The sequence below is a fragment of the Arthrobacter sp. MDB1-55 genome, assembly GCF_059092925.1.
On the sequence record NZ_JBNHID010000003.1, the window covers coordinates 307,755 to 322,097 of the forward strand.

Genomic DNA, 14,343 nt, shown 5'->3' on the forward strand with positions numbered 1-14,343 from the left:
ACAATCCGCGGAACTTGGGCATCCTGAAAGAAACCACCTATACGAGGATGACCATGGCTTTCATCGACCTCAACAGCGACGTCGGCGAGTCCTTCGGCAACTGGATGATGGGCGACGACGCCGCGATCTTCCGCTCCGTCTCCAGCGCCAACGTGGCGTGCGGCTTCCACGCCGGCGACCCCTCGACCATCGCACAGACCTGCCGCGACGCCGTCGCAGCCGGTGTCACGATCGGCGCCCACGTCGGGTACCGGGACCTCGCCGGCTTCGGACGCCGCTTCATCGACTGCTCCCCCACCGAACTGGCCGACGACGTCCTCTACCAAATCGGTGCGCTCGACGCGATGGCCCGCTCAGCTGGCGGAACCATCCGGTACGTCAAGCCGCATGGCGCGCTCTACAACACGATCGTTACCCACGAGGTTCAGGCGAAGGCCGTGGTCGACGCCGTCAAGGCGTTCGGCGGGGATCTTCCGATGCTGCTCCTGCCGGGCTCAGTCGCGCTCAAAACTGCCGAAGCTGCTGGGCTCCGCGGAGTCTCCGAAGCCTTCGCCGACCGTGCCTACAACCCCGACGGCACCCTTGTCTCCCGCCGCGAACCCGGCGCCGTCCTCCAGGACGAAGACACCGTCGCCGCTAACATGGTCCGCCTCGCCACCGAAGGCACGATCGTGGCCCGTGACGGGTCAACCATCCGCACCACCGCTGAAAGCATCTGTCTCCACGGCGATACCGACGGGGCGGTCGCCATGGCCGCGGCCGTCCGGCGCGAATTGGAAGCCGCCGGCGTCGGTATCCGGAGTTTTGTGTGAGTCCTGGCATCCCCCCGAAGGACATCAGATGGGCCGGGCCGCGGGCCCTGCTGATCGAACTTGATTCACTCGATGCCGTGCTCGCCGTTCACGCCCAACTGGTCGAGCACCCGCTGGCCGGGCAGGTCGATGTCCTTGCCGCTGCACGGACAGTCCTCGCTGTCTTCGCCTCACATACCGCTGCCCGAGCCGCCCGCGACGCCGTTGCAGGACTGGATGCAACGCCATCGAAGCACGCGCTGGCCTCGCAGGATCCCGTTCGGATCGACGTGGTGTACGACGGCGATGATCTCGCCGAGGTCGGTCAACTCACCGGTCTGGGTGCCGAGGGCGTCATCAGGGCGCACACCGGCCAACTCTGGACCACGGCGTTCGGCGGTTTCGCGCCCGGTTTCGCGTACCTGGTCGGCGAGAACGAGTCGCTCAACGTTCCCCGCCGCACCAGTCCACGCACCGCTGTACCAGCCGGCTCGGTTGCTTTGGCCGGCAACTTTTCGGCTGTCTATCCGCGCCGCTCTCCCGGCGGTTGGCAGCTGATCGGCCGGACCGCCGCCCGAATGTGGGATCTCGATCGCGACCAGCCTGCCCTCCTGCGCCCCGGCAACACCGTGCGGTATGTAGCGGTACGGGAGGTGATCGAACTTCCGGACACCTCCGCAACGCACGACGTCGGCGCCTCCCGCCTTGCCGTCGGATCGCCGGCGCTGGAGGTGCTCACCCCGGGTCCGCAGTCGCTGATTCAGGACCTCGGCCGGCCCGGGCTGGGTGACCTCGGTGTCCCGTTATCCGGTCCCGTCGATGCCGTGAGCGCCCGTCAGGCCAACCGCCTGGCAGGCAATGAAGCCACGGATGCCGTCATCGAATGTGTTCTCGGCGGACTGGCCGTCCAGGCGCACGGCGAACTTACGGTCGCGCTGGCCGGCGCCCCGGTGCCGGCACGCGTTGACGGCCAGCACGGCGAGCGTGCCGCTCCAATGTACGCACCCTTCGCCCTTCACGACGGCGAGACCCTCCGCCTCAGCTTGCCGGAGACAGGACTGCGCACCTATGTCGCGGTCCGCGGCGGCATCACCGTTCCGGCCGTGCTCGGCAGCCGTGCGACTGACATTATGTCGGGCATCGGTCCTGCACCCCTGACACAGGGGATCCTGTTGCCGGTGGGCGAAGCTCCGCACGGACACATCGTCGGCACGCCCGAGCCTCCGGCCCTGCCCCTCGAACTGCTCCGGGCCGACGGCAAGGAAACCAACCGCAACGAACCGGTCGAATTGCGCATCACCGCCGGACCTCGCGAGGACTGGTTCACCCCCGAGTCCCGGGCCGCCCTGACCACCCAGCGGTGGACTGTCACCGCAGAGTCCAACCGGATCGGCATGCGGCTCGGAACTGACGACGACGGCACATCCCTCCAGCGGGCAATTACCGACGAACTTCCCAGCGAAGGCGTCGTGGCAGGGTCGCTGCAGGTGCCGCCGTCGGGCCTTCCCGTCCTGTTCCTCTCCGACCATCCGGTGACGGGCGGGTATCCGGTGATCGGCGTCGTCGTACCGGAGGATCTGCCGATTGCGGCGCAACTGCCACCCGGCACGACGGTGCGATTCATCGAGAGCGCTGTGGAGGGCTCTGCTGCAGAGGACGGCCGCTCCGCATGAGCACCGGGCGCGAGGATTCGGCTGGACACGCGCACACGACGGCATGGATAGCCTCGGTGCTCCGGTCCCGGATTGCGGCGGGACAGTTGGCGCCAGGGGCGAAACTGTCGGAGGAGTCGTTGTCGGCGTCACTTGGGGTATCGCGAAACACGTTGAGGCAGGCGTTCACCACACTGGCGGGCGAATCGATCGTGACACGCATCCCGAACCGGGGCGTCTTCGTGGCGTCGCCGGGTGTGGAGGAGGTGCGCGAGATCTACCGGGTCAGGCGGGTGATTGAACCTGCGGCTGTGCTGTGGGCCAGGCCGTCAGCTGAGGAACTGGACGTGCTGGAGGCGATTGCCCTTCGGGCAAAGGCAGCCCGGGAGGCTGGGGCAGTTCCCGACATGGCCAACGCAAACCAGGCATTCCACGAGGCAGTCGTGGGACTGACCGGAAGCAGATCGCTGCGCGAGCTGATGGACCGTGTGCTTGCTGAGATGCGGCTGGTCTTCCACGCGATGGCTTCGGCACCGGACTTTCACACGCACTACGTGGACCGCAATGCGCAGCTGGTGGAACGGCTTCGCGCGGGTGAGAACGAAGTGGCCGCAGCTGAACTGCGCACCTACCTCAACGTTGCCGAAGCAGAGTTGCTGGAGTATCTGGAGGGCACTCAGGCCAACGCCTAGTCGATAATGCTCAGTCGCGGTCGCTCTCGGCGCGGACACATCGGGCGACAATATCGTTCGCTTTGCGAATTAGCTAGAGGTCACATCTTTTTGAGCCTCAATTCCGTCGAATCATTCATCGGCTACTTAATCGGTTAGAAGATCAGCGTGTTCGAACCACTCGACCTTTGGAGTTGACCGTGACCCAATCCCCTCGTAAGCCACACAGGTTCTTCGGCGCTATCGGTGCCGGTGCCATGCTCTGCTCGCTGATCGTCGCCAGCCCGGCCAGCGCCGCTCCCGGCGACGTCAACACACCCGGACAGGGAACCTGCAAGACCTTCGACGACCCGCAGTTCACGGGTTGGACCAGCTACGCAGAACTCGGTGCTGAACTGCAACGAATCGAGGACACCAGCAAGGGGCGGGTGCAGGTCGATGTCGCCGGTCAATCCGCGCTCGGCCGCAATCTGTACACCGCCCGGGTCGGAACCGGCGATCGCGTACTGCTCGTTCAGAGTGCTCTGCACGGCAACGAACGGACAGGGACAGAGGCCCTCTTGAGCATCCTGAAGAAACTCGGCACCAGCAGCGATCCGGCAACCAAGCGGGCCCTTGAGAACGTCACGCTGGTCGCCATGCCAATGGCCAACCCTGACGGCGGCGAGCTGAACCGTCGAATCAGCGTGATCTCGTGGGACGACGTCGAACGTCTGCACCCGCAGCTGGAAGGTTCGAACCGGGCCTGGTACCACCAGCTGAGCGGCGACGGGATCGCGCTGCCGGGCTTCGACCTGAACCGGGACTTCAACGCCGACCTCAACTATGTCCCGCAGCCGGGCGACCTGCCCGGCAACTCGAAGGACGCAGGGTTCTATCTGGCGCCGGAATCGCAAACGATCCGGGATGTTTATGTCGGTCTGCAGGAGGAGTTCGGCGAAGTCGACGCAGTCGTCGACATCCATCACATGGGTCCGTGCAACGTGCAGACCGGAGGCGAGCAGGACGGCCGGCACATTTCGGTGGCGCTCGACTATCCGCCTCTGGGTGTCAACGACGGCGCAGCATACAAAGAGGACTGGCCTCTCCTGGACCAGGACAAGTCCCGGCGCTACGCCCTCGCGGTAGCCGACGGCATCAAGGAGAGCTACGGGTCCCAGTCACCAATAGCAGCCGTGGGACGCTATCTCCATCCGGAACAGCGCGAGTACGCGGGCCAGGGCCGCTCAGCGTTCGCGCTCAATGGATCCGCCACCGTCCTGTTTGAAGTCAGAGGCCAACAGGACGACCTCGGCCAGAAGATGAAGGGCATGCTCGTCCAGACCGTACAGACCGGCGTCGAATCCCTCATCCATTCCATGGCAACAGGTGAGGTTGACTCCCTCAATGGAGACGAGTTCTTCGACTACCCGGATTACGGGTGGGACGTCGCCTCGGACTGAAGCGGCGCAGCAGGCTAACTGCGTGTGAAGCCGACGGCATCGGTGGGAACGGCTAACGCTTCCCACCGGTGCCGCTCGCCGTTCCGCACAGCGTCTGTGAGGCGCGGGCGTTCTCCTACACTGAATCAATGACTGCAACCCTCGTGGCCAAGGCGCTTTCCGGCGGCCACGCCCATCGCACCCTCTTCTCGAACCTCGACCTGACCGTCACCCAGGGAGACGTCGTCGGCGTGGTGGGTGCCAACGGTGCAGGCAAATCAACGCTGCTCAGGCTCCTCGCCGGGGTCGACGAGCCACTCGCCGGCACCGTAATGGCAGCGCCGAAGGACGCCTTCATTGGTTGGCTCCCGCAGGAACACGAGCGCACTCCCGGTGAAACCGTCGAGCAGTACATTGCGCGCCGAACCGGTGCCACCGCCGCAACACTGGCGATGGAGCAGGCAGCAGAGCAACTCGGCACGGCGGTCAAGGGCGCTGATGACCGGTACGCCGCGGCGCTCGAGCACTGGCTCGCGTCCGGCGCCGCCGATCTGGAGGATCGGCTCCCGGCGGTACTGGCCGACGTCGCACCCGGCGTCGCTCCGGACGCACTGGTCACAGGGCTCTCCGGCGGGCAGCTTGCGCGGGTTGCCCTGGCCGCGCTGCTGCTGAGCCGATTCGACGTGGTCCTCCTTGATGAGCCCACCAATAACCTCGACCTCGACGGGCTCGCCCGTCTCGAGGCCTTCATGCGCAATCTGCGCGGAGGGGCCGTGCTCGTCTCCCATGACCGTGAGTTCCTGGCTCGCTGCGTCACCACGGTGGTCGAGCTCGATCTCGCACAGAACCAGGTCGCCGTGTACGACGGCGGTTACGACGCCTACCTTGAGGAACGCGCCGTCGCCAAGCGGCATGCCCGCGAAGCCTACGAGGAGTACGCGGAGAAGAAGCAGGACCTGGTGTCACGCGCGCGTACCCAGCGCGAATGGAGCTCGCAGGGCGTCCGGAACGCGATGAAGAAGAACCCGGACAACGACAAGATCCGCCGCCGGGCCAGCGTGGAATCCTCTGAAAAACAGGCGCAGAAGGTCCGCCAGATGGAATCCCGGATCGCGCGCCTGGACGAGGTGCAGGAGCCGCGCAAGGAGTGGCAGCTGCAGTTCAGTATCGGGTCCGCTTCCCGCTCAAGCTCGGTCGTCGCGACGCTCAACAGCGCTATCGCGAGGCAGGGTGACTTCACTCTGGGACCGGTGTCGGTCCAGATCAACGCCGGTGAGCGCATCGGCATTACCGGTCCGAACGGCGCCGGCAAATCCACGCTGCTGCGTCTGCTCCTGGGCCATCAAGCGCCCGACGACGGCGCCGCCTCCCTGGGGGCCAACGTCGCCATAGGCGAGATCGACCAGGCGCGCGGGCAGCTTGCCGAGGATCAGACTCTCGCCGCTGCCTTCGAGGCTGCCGTGCCGGACCTCGCCCAAGCCGAAGTGCGCACGCTGCTCGCGAAGTTTGGTCTTAAGGCCGACCAGACCGGCGCGCTCGTCGGCAGGCTCTCACCCGGCGAGCGCACCCGGGCGGGGCTCGCGCTGCTGCAGGCCCGCGGCGTGAACCTGCTGGTGCTCGATGAACCGACCAACCACCTGGACCTTCCGGCGATCGAGCAGCTTGAGGAGGCCCTCAAGGATTACACGGGCGCTCTCCTGCTGGTCACCCATGACCGCCGAATGCTCGAGAACGTTCGCCTGGATGCACGGTGGGAGGTCGACGGCGGACAGGTCCGGGCGGGTTTGGCTAGCTGAGCTCCGCGTGGTTGAGCTCGCGCTTCGGCAGCATCAGATTGAACGTTGTCCGTTCCTCCGAACCCAGCACCAGGTGGCCGCCGATTGCCTCCGCCAACTCAGACGCGACGGCAAGGCCGATTCCTTCGCCGCTCGAAGCTGAACCGCCGCTCGAAGCCGAACCGGAGCGTGAACGCTCCCTCACGCGCCGCGTGAAGATGCTGTTCCCGTGAGGCCGGACGCCGTCGTCACTCACGGCGAGATTGAGGTGGGTTCCGGCGTCGGATGCTTCCACCCGGATGGTTCCTTCGCCGTGGTTAATGGCGTTCTCGATGAGGACGTCGAGGATCTGGTTCACGGGGCCGGGATTGATGACGGCCGGCAGCGTCCCGTCATGAGTCACGATCTCCCGGCCGACGGCGTCGATCTGCCGCTCCCAGCGTGCAGCCGCCTTCGCCGTCACAGTGCCCAGATTGACCTCGCGCGCGGCGGTCAGGCGCTGGCCGCGGGCCAGCTCGAGCAGCTCGCTCACTGCTGTGGACAGCCGGTCGATCTCACCGAGTGAATGGGTCAGTTGCGCGGCGACCGTCGGCGGAGTTTCCTTCCAGAGCGACAAGTCCTCCAACTCCAGACGCAGCGCTGTGATCGGGGTCCGCAATTGGTGCGAGGCGTTGGCAGCGAACTCCCGCTCGCGCCGGACCAGCTCGGACAGCGCCTGGGAGCTGGTGTAGAGGGCAGCGCCGATCTCCTGCGCTTCAGGAATGTTGTAGTTCTTGTCTTCGAGGTCGAACTTCCCGTTGCCCAGCTGTTCCGCGTCGACGGCGAGTTCCTGGAATGGCCGCGACAACAGCCGGGCGAGGATGAATCCGGCCAGCGCCGATGCAAGGATCAGCACCACACCGATGATCACCACGGGCATCACCGCAGCGGCTACCCGGTCAGCCACGATGGTTCCGGACCGCTCCAGCGTGACCGTGGAGCCGTCGTCGAGCCCGCGGGTGACACTGATGTCATCGTGGTGACCGGTGAGAGCGGGCCCGGCCGATGCGATCACGACGTCGGCTGCATCCCGATACTCGATGCGTTCCCCGGGCTGCAGCAGCCCTGCAAGATACGTATCCGATATTGTCCCGCCGGCCGTCAGGTCGGGCAGCACGCCGGCGAGCAACTCGGTAGAGCGTTCGATCTTTCGCTGTTCCGACTCGAGCGCCTGGTCCGCGACGATGTAGGCACGCGGCACGCCATACAGGGCAACGACGGCGACGGCGAGGCCCACGAAGGCTGCAATCAGGCGTTCACGCATCCTCCGCGCCGTCCTCGAGCCGGAAGCCGACCCCGCGTACGGTCACTACCTGCACTGTGCCGCCGGAGTCATCAAGCTTCTGGCGTAACCGGCCGATCGTGACGTCGAGGGTTTTCGTGGAACCGAACCAGTTCTGGTCCCAAACCTCGTCCATCAGCCGCTCCCGGGTGACTACCGCTCCCCTGTCCTGCTCAAGCAGGGACAGCACGTCGAACTCCTTCGCGGTGAGCGGGAGTTCGGCATCGTTGGAGAAGGCCCGGCGTGACTGCCGGTCGACCCGGAGGGCCGGCGCGGCGACGGCTGGCACGGGGACCGGCACAGGGACTGGCCTCGAAGCGGGCTGACTCGGGGATACGGCGGTGCGGCGCAGCAGGGCACGTGCGCGTGCCAGAAGTTCAGCCAGGCCGAAGGGCTTCGCCATGTAGTCGTCGGCTCCGACGTCGAGACCAACCACCCGGTCAATCTCGCCGCCGCGGGCAGTCAGGATGAGGATGCCGCCGTTGTAACCGGCTTCGCGTACGCGCCGGCACACCTCCAGACCCTCGATGTCGGGAAGGCCGAGGTCAAGGACAATCAGGTCGAACGGTTCCTGCTCGACGAGCGCGATGCCGGGAAGGCCCTCAGCGACCCGCCGGACCTCGTAGCTCTCACGCTCGAAGGTGCGGATCAGTGGGAGGGCAATGCCGTCGTCATCCTCAACCAGCAGTATTCTGTGCCCCATTTCTGGAATCATACCGGTGCCTCACTGCCCGCCTGCGCGTAGTTGGAGAAGAAGCGCGGAAGGAGCATGGCCAGGACCAGCAGTGCGACTGCCAGTGAGATGGCGCTGAGGATTGCGCTCACTCCGGACCATGGGTTCAGTGCCGAACCCGGCAGCCCGAGGGTCAGCGACAGGGCATGCCCGACGACGGTGGAGCCGGCGATCATCGCGAGCCCGAACCGGGACTCGAAGCAGTTGTCGCGCCACAGCTTGGCGCTGCCGAGGATGCCGAAGAAGGACGCAAGGAACAGCAGCAGGGACAGGTACGGTGCGTCACTCAGGTACTGCGCTCCGGTGACGGCCTGCACCGCGGCCAGGGTCAGCGACGTAAGAGCCAGCACTCGTGGTCGGGGAAGTCGCAGCATCAAAAGTCCCGATCCAACGTTCCGGACTCCGTTACCGGGGCCGTGGAGGTGGGGTTGCCCAGCAGGTCGGTGACGGCTCCGTTGGGTGTCCAGATCAGCGAGCCTGCTGTGGTCACATTGCGGAGGCCGCTGCCGTTGGCAGGAGCGCCCAGCGTGACAGTGACGACCGTGCGTACAGTTCCGTTCACGGTGACGGTGGAGGCGGTCATGGTGGCAGCGAAGTTCACGGTCTTGCCGGCACGGACGAAGTCCTGGCGGAGGTTCACCACTCCCAGATTGACCATGCTGCCCGTACGCAGGATGTCCATGGTGTCACCGGTTGCGCTGTCTGCTGCGCGTGCTGTCACGGCGAGAGGTGCACCGTTCCAGCCTGGCGTGATGGAGGCAAGGTTGACCTGCTGGCTGTAGGTATAGGTCAGGGTGTCACCGGCTTCCAGACGGCCCGCAGTGGTTGATCCGTTGGCGCTCTGGATGTCGTAACCACGCAGCGGCATGTTGTCGACTCGGCGGGAAGCAACGACGGCGGAGACGGTCTCCTTGGTGGTTCCGTCCACCATCACGGCACGGAAGTCATAGGGGCCGTTGGCCGTCTTCGTGGTATCCCAGCTGCAGCTGTAAGGGGCTGCCGTAAGGGTGCACAGGGTGGTCCAGGTCGCAGTGCCGGCCGGCGCACTCTGAAGGCGGACCGACGTCACACCGGCGGTCGACGCCGCGTTGGCCGTGAGCGTTACGGTGCCGGTCAGGAAGGCGCCCGGATCTTCGAGTGAGACGGAGGAGACCGTGTTGTCGATGAGCCGGTTTGTAATGGCGGCCGAGGTCGTGCTGTTGCCGGCGAGGTCCACGGCGACGGCTCGGAAGCTGTAGGTGCCGTCGATGATTCGCGCCGTGTCGTAGCGGCATGAGAAGGGCGTGGAGGAAAGGGTGCAAAGGGTGTTCCAGGTTGTGCTGCCTGCGGCGGCGTACTGGATGGTCACCTGGGCAACTCCGGAGTTCGCGTCCGTTGCGGTAGCAGCGAAGGTGCGGAAGCCGCTCAGTGGTGTGCCCGGATCGGTCATGGTTACGGCAGGCGCCGCATTGTCTACCAGGACATCGGCGATGACTGCGGAGTAGGTGGTGGAGGAGCCCGCGACGGCGACGGCCCGGAGGTCGTAGTAGTCGTTCGTGAAGGTGGATGTTGCCCAGGAGCAGTTGTAGGGGGCGACGAGATTAGAGCACAACGTCTTCCACTGGCCCGTTCCCGCAACGGTGTACTCGATACGAACGGAGTAGACGGTCAAGCCGGCATTCACCAGCGTAGCGGTGAGGTTCACTGTCCCGCGGACCACCTCGCCCGGGTTGGAGAGGGTCACCATGAAGTTGTTGGCGACGGTTGTGGAGACCGAATCCGACGTGGTCGAGTAACCGGAGTTGTCGGTAGCGATCGCACGAAGGGTGTAGCCGCCGTCGGGCACGGTGCCGGACTTGGTATTCCAGGAACACGAGTAGGGCGCGGTGGTGTCAGTGCAGAGCGGAACCCAGGAGCTACCGCCTGCAGCAAGCGACTGAATGGTGACGCTGGCAATACCGGTTTCGGCATCGGATGCGTTCGCAGAGATAGTGACGGTGTCCTTAATCGGTGAGCCGGGATTGACCAGGCTGACGGTCGGCGGGGTCCAGTCAGCCGCTGCACGCACGGTGCCGGTGTTGCTGGTCTTCGAGGTGAACGCCGCGGTGGAGAAAGCCGGCATGTCGAAAGCTACGAGAGCAGCAAGGAGCGCCATCAGGGCGATCACCGTGCGTGCTTTCATGACTGGCTTCCTCTCGGGGCTTTCCTTCCCTTCAACAGTAGGAAAAGGCCTTCAACAGGGATGCAACAGGCGGCAGGAGCCTGTTCCACAATTTGGTAACAGACGCACGAATGCCCTCCCGGGACGGCGGGAGGGCATTCGTGACGGTTGAGGGTGGTCAGGCGGTAGCCTGGGCCGGCGCAGCGCTCTCCGAGCTTTGGTTCTTGGGTTCCCGAAGCACCCGGGCCACCTCGAACAGACTCAGGAGCGCGATGGCGCCGGCCGGGACGCCGATGATGATCATCCGAAGGTCTCTGTCCGCCAGGGCGATGAACGCCCAGCCCACGTAGGGAACGGCCGCCTCAAAGCGTGCCTGTGTGGGCGCCTGGAGCTGGAAGGTCCAGGTGTCGGCAGCCGCATTGGCATCACCGCGGGTCCGGAAAACCGGGCCTGATTCAGATGCCTCGATCGAATCAATGCGGTGCGTGACCAGCTCGTTGAGTCCAGAGTCCGACGGCGGCATGTAGGTGATGATGTCCCCCACCTTCAGGTCGCTGACCGGTACTGCCCGTTCGAACACGAGGGATCCGCGCTCGAACGTCCCTGACATTGAACCGCCCGTGATGACGTACCGCTCGAAGCCCATCAGGCCCGGCAGGAGGAAGAGCGCGGCCAGGGCGAAGCCGACGACGGCAGCCACGTTGGTGGCGATCCGACCGACAGTGCGGAGCACACTGCGGCGGGGTGCTTCGGTGCTGCTCATCGTGATCCCTTCCGTGTTTGTTCAGGGGGCTTGCCGGTTCAGAGGACGGGCTGGTTTGGGGGTGCGGGGACCGTTGGGGAGACGCATCCCCGCACCCGGTCTGGAGGGCTACTGGTTGGTGGTGGTCGCAGCAGTCTGGACAGCATCCCAGGTGTAGGTAGCGGTGGCGGTTTTGCCCTGCTCCTCGTTGCCGGCGGTCTGGGCCAGGTTGGTGCTGAAGGTGTAGGTGCGAGCCTCGCCTGCAGCGAAGGTTCCCAGGTCTGCCGTTCCGAGCGTGGCGAACGTTCCGGTCCAGACGGGGGCGGTGACGCCGTTCTGGGTGATGGTGAGCTTGAGGTTCGCCGGGGTGGTGAAGCCGTTGGTGGCGGTTTCCTTCAGGGTGAAGGTGGAGGGCAGCGTACCGGTGTTGGTGATGGTGACGGTGCCGTTGAGGGTGTCGCCCGGCTTCAGGTTGCCCAGGTTGAAGATCGCAGCGTTGGCCTTCGAGTTGCTCTGGGTGAGTGTGCCGGTGGTGTAGGCGTTGGCCTCATTGACGCTGGTCGAAACGAAGCTGGCACCCGAGCCCACGGTCAGGGCTGCAGCGGCGAAGAGGCCGGCGATCGGGAGCAGCAGACGGCGGCTGCGTGAAGCGGACTTGGCGGCGGTGGCGGTGCTGTTCATGGGGTGCTCCTGAGACGCTTTGAGGGGTGGCTTGCTATGACCTCAACGTTATGGAGCGCCGCGGAACAGACCGGTAACAGGTAGTGCTCAGGAGTTCCACGAATTGGGAACAAGTTCCTGGGATGCTGCGGAGGCGGGTGTTACCTGGTGGGAACCGCGGTTTCCGTCACCGTGTTCTCGGCGGTTTTGAACCTCCCAGATCGGGCTTACGCGTTCTTGACCTGCCCGCGATGCCAGTCGTTGGCGGTGAGGATGTCGTTGTGCAGTTCACGTAACCAGTCCGGGTCGTTCGGCTTGTCGCCGTCGTCGAGCATCTCCTGCCCGGCAGCCACGCGGCGGGCCGAGTACTGACGGGCGTACTCGGGGACCGTTGCTTCCTCCGCCTCGGTGAAGTCCCGTCGTGACCGGTAGCCGGCGAGGAACTCGGCGTACAGCAACGGCTCTGGCCTGTCACCTTCGTCTCCGCGCAGCGCGCGGGTAGCGAGGGCAACGTCTTCCGCTGCTGTGCCGGGACGGGACTCATCGAGGTCGAAGACGGAAACGCCGTCGGGAGTGAACCGGAGGTTGTCCAGCTCGAAGTCGCCGTGGATTGTGACGCCGTCGGGGCCTCCCGCAATTTCGTGGAAGAGGGCGAGCGCGTCTCCCCACATCCGGGCTTGGTCAGGGGTGAGCGATGGAACCTCCAGGGCGTCACCGGGTGCTTCGTTGACGAGCATCGCGGCCATCGGGCCGAAGGAAGTGTCCACTGCAGGGATCAGCTCGCCCGACTCAGCGGGCAGCGGGCGCGCAATCCAGAGGCCGTCGACAGACGGGAAGTCATTGGCGAGCTCGGCGCCGGCCCGCAGTCGGGATGCTGCCGCTGTTCCCGCCGGTATAAAGCGCAGAAAACGCCGCGGATCGCCAGGAATCACGAAGACGTGGCTGGCACTGGACCTCCACCATCGGGCGCTGTTGGGGTCAAGGCCCCATGCGTGCGCCACCTGATCGCCGACGGGCGAGCGCCAGTCGGTATCGACGGAGTCCTTCATACGACGGATTTGGCTGAGCGGCATCATCACCGCTCATCTTTGCATGCGTGGACTTCCCGCCCGATAACCTCTGGTCCTCGGGCGGGAATCGGAGTACATAAGGAACCATGGCGAAAAGCAAGGGAGTAGCACCCAGGTTGGCTGAGGCCCTGGGGATCATTCTGGGGACCGATGAAATTCCGTTGCGCCTTCAGGCCTGGGACGGGTCGGAGGCGGGGCCGGCTGATGCGCCAACCATCGAGTTCCGTTCCCGGCGGGGCCTGCGCCGGATGCTGTGGTGCCCAAACCAACTCGGCCTCAGCCGCGCCTACGTGGCCGGAGATATCGATGGGCCCGGTGACCTGTTCGAAAGTTTCTCCGTGTTGAGTTCCGTGGGCAAATTCGCCGAGTTGAAGGCGTTTCGTCCTCCAACCCTCGGCGAGCGCTGGAAGCTCCTGCGGACTGCCGTCCGGGTCGGCGCGATTGGGCTTCCACCGGCGCCCCCACCGGAGGAAATGGACGTCACGCGGACGGGCCGCATGCATTCAAAGAAGCGCGACGCCGCCGCTATATCCCACCATTACGACGTCGGCAACGACTTCTACGCGCTCGTCCTCGGTCCGTCGATGGTGTACTCCTGCGCGGTGTGGGAGGACGAGAACACCGGCCTGGACGCTGCCCAGGAAGCGAAGCTGGATTTGGTCTGCCGGAAGCTGGGCCTGCAGCCGGGAAGGCGTGTCCTCGACGTGGGTTGCGGTTGGGGCAGCTTCGCGCTCCATGCCGCGCAGAATTACGGTGTCGACGTCGTGGGTATCACCCTCTCCCGCGAGCAGGCGACTCTCGCGCAGAAGCGGGCTGCCGACGTCGGGCTTTCAGAACGGATTGAAATCCGCGTACAGGATTACCGGGATCTTGACGACGGCCCGTTCGACGCCATCAGCTCGATCGGCATGGCGGAGCACGTGGGGCGAGAACAGATCGGGCATTACGCCTCAAGGCTGTACGGCCTGCTGCGTCCCGGCGGGAAGCTGCTCAACCACGCGATCTCGTGGAACGCCGGCGAGATGCCGCCGGACCCGGACTCCTTCATTCCCCGTTACGTCTTCCCCGACGGCGAGATGCTCAGCCTCACGGTGATGATGGGCGCTCTGGAATCAGCCGGGTTTGAAGTGCTCGACGTCGAAGCGCTGCGCCGACACTATGGGCTCACCCTGCGCGCGTGGGTGCACAACCTCGAGGAAGACTGGGACGAGGCAGTGCGGCTCACGAGCGAGGGCCGGGCTCGGGTGTGGCGCCTGTACATGGCGTCGAGTGCCCTCGGATTCGAGCGTGGGCTGAACGGCGTGAACCAGATACTGGTGCAGCGCCCGGGCGGTGAGGACCCGCCGCTGCGTCGCAATTACTAGAGT

General features: G+C 65.4%; 13 protein-coding genes. 6 read left to right on the forward strand and 7 right to left on the reverse strand.

Annotated elements, in window-relative coordinates; translation table 11 throughout:
• The first annotated feature begins 53 nt into the window (after window positions 1–53).
• The 5 genes from AC5RU3_RS13025 to AC5RU3_RS13045 all read left to right on the forward strand — a co-directional run bounded on the left by AC5RU3_RS13025 (window position 54) and on the right by AC5RU3_RS13045 (window position 6,331).
• Window positions 54–812 (forward strand): LamB/YcsF family protein, encoded by a 759-nt coding sequence (locus tag AC5RU3_RS13025; RefSeq protein ID WP_493965809.1) that lies wholly within the window; start codon window positions 54–56, stop codon window positions 810–812.
• Complete coding sequence (locus AC5RU3_RS13030) at window positions 809–2,464, forward strand: 5-oxoprolinase subunit B/C family protein (protein WP_493965810.1); 1,656 nt, start codon at window positions 809–811, stop codon at window positions 2,462–2,464. Before AC5RU3_RS13025 ends, AC5RU3_RS13030 begins: the two co-directional genes overlap by 4 nt.
• Window positions 2,461–3,135, forward strand: a complete 675-nt coding sequence (locus AC5RU3_RS13035; protein WP_458116591.1) for a GntR family transcriptional regulator — start codon at window positions 2,461–2,463, stop codon at window positions 3,133–3,135. Before AC5RU3_RS13030 ends, AC5RU3_RS13035 begins: the two co-directional genes overlap by 4 nt.
• Window positions 3,136–3,314: 179 nt before the next feature.
• Window positions 3,315–4,556 carry a M14 family zinc carboxypeptidase gene (locus tag AC5RU3_RS13040; RefSeq protein ID WP_493965811.1) on the forward strand — a complete coding sequence of 414 codons (1,242 nt, stop codon included), beginning with the start codon at window positions 3,315–3,317 and terminating at the stop codon, window positions 4,554–4,556.
• Between the two features lie 128 nt (window positions 4,557–4,684).
• Window positions 4,685–6,331, forward strand: coding sequence for an ABC-F family ATP-binding cassette domain-containing protein (locus tag AC5RU3_RS13045; RefSeq protein WP_493965812.1), 1,647 nt, complete (start codon window positions 4,685–4,687; stop codon window positions 6,329–6,331).
• Here the strand turns inward: AC5RU3_RS13045 and AC5RU3_RS13050 are convergent.
• The 7 genes from AC5RU3_RS13050 to AC5RU3_RS13080 all read right to left on the reverse strand — a co-directional run bounded on the left by AC5RU3_RS13050 (window position 6,324) and on the right by AC5RU3_RS13080 (window position 12,982).
• Window positions 6,324–7,613, reverse strand: a complete 1,290-nt coding sequence (locus AC5RU3_RS13050; protein WP_493965813.1) for a sensor histidine kinase — start codon at window positions 7,611–7,613, stop codon at window positions 6,324–6,326. The genes AC5RU3_RS13045 and AC5RU3_RS13050 overlap by 8 nt on opposite strands.
• On the reverse strand, window positions 7,606–8,334 hold the full coding sequence (locus tag AC5RU3_RS13055; RefSeq protein WP_493965814.1) for a response regulator transcription factor: 729 nt from the start codon (window positions 8,332–8,334) through the stop codon (window positions 7,606–7,608). Before AC5RU3_RS13055 ends, AC5RU3_RS13050 begins: the two co-directional genes overlap by 8 nt.
• Window positions 8,335–8,342: 8 nt before the next feature.
• Window positions 8,343–8,738 (reverse strand): hypothetical protein, encoded by a 396-nt coding sequence (locus AC5RU3_RS13060; protein WP_309124544.1) that lies wholly within the window; start codon window positions 8,736–8,738, stop codon window positions 8,343–8,345.
• Window positions 8,738–10,525, reverse strand: coding sequence for an Ig-like domain-containing protein (locus AC5RU3_RS13065; RefSeq protein ID WP_493965815.1), 1,788 nt, complete (start codon window positions 10,523–10,525; stop codon window positions 8,738–8,740). Before AC5RU3_RS13065 ends, AC5RU3_RS13060 begins: the two co-directional genes overlap by 1 nt.
• 157 nt (window positions 10,526–10,682) lie before the next feature.
• Window positions 10,683–11,267: a signal peptidase I gene (locus tag AC5RU3_RS13070; protein WP_493965816.1), complete on the reverse strand. Its 585-nt coding sequence runs from the start codon at window positions 11,265–11,267 to the stop codon at window positions 10,683–10,685.
• Window positions 11,268–11,375: 108 nt separating this feature from the next.
• A complete protein-coding gene (locus AC5RU3_RS13075) occupies window positions 11,376–11,927 on the reverse strand; it encodes a TasA family protein (protein ID WP_458116584.1) in 552 nt (183 codons plus the stop codon).
• A gap of 206 nt (window positions 11,928–12,133) precedes the next feature.
• Entirely contained in the window at window positions 12,134–12,982 is an 849-nt protein-coding gene (locus AC5RU3_RS13080) for a phosphotransferase enzyme family protein (protein WP_493965817.1), read from the reverse strand.
• 80 nt (window positions 12,983–13,062) lie between these two features.
• Here AC5RU3_RS13080 and AC5RU3_RS13085 point away from each other — a divergent pair, with 80 nt between their 5' ends.
• Window positions 13,063–14,340 carry a class I SAM-dependent methyltransferase gene (locus AC5RU3_RS13085; protein WP_493965818.1) on the forward strand — a complete coding sequence of 426 codons (1,278 nt, stop codon included), beginning with the start codon at window positions 13,063–13,065 and terminating at the stop codon, window positions 14,338–14,340.
• Window positions 14,341–14,343: the final 3 nt, after the last annotated feature.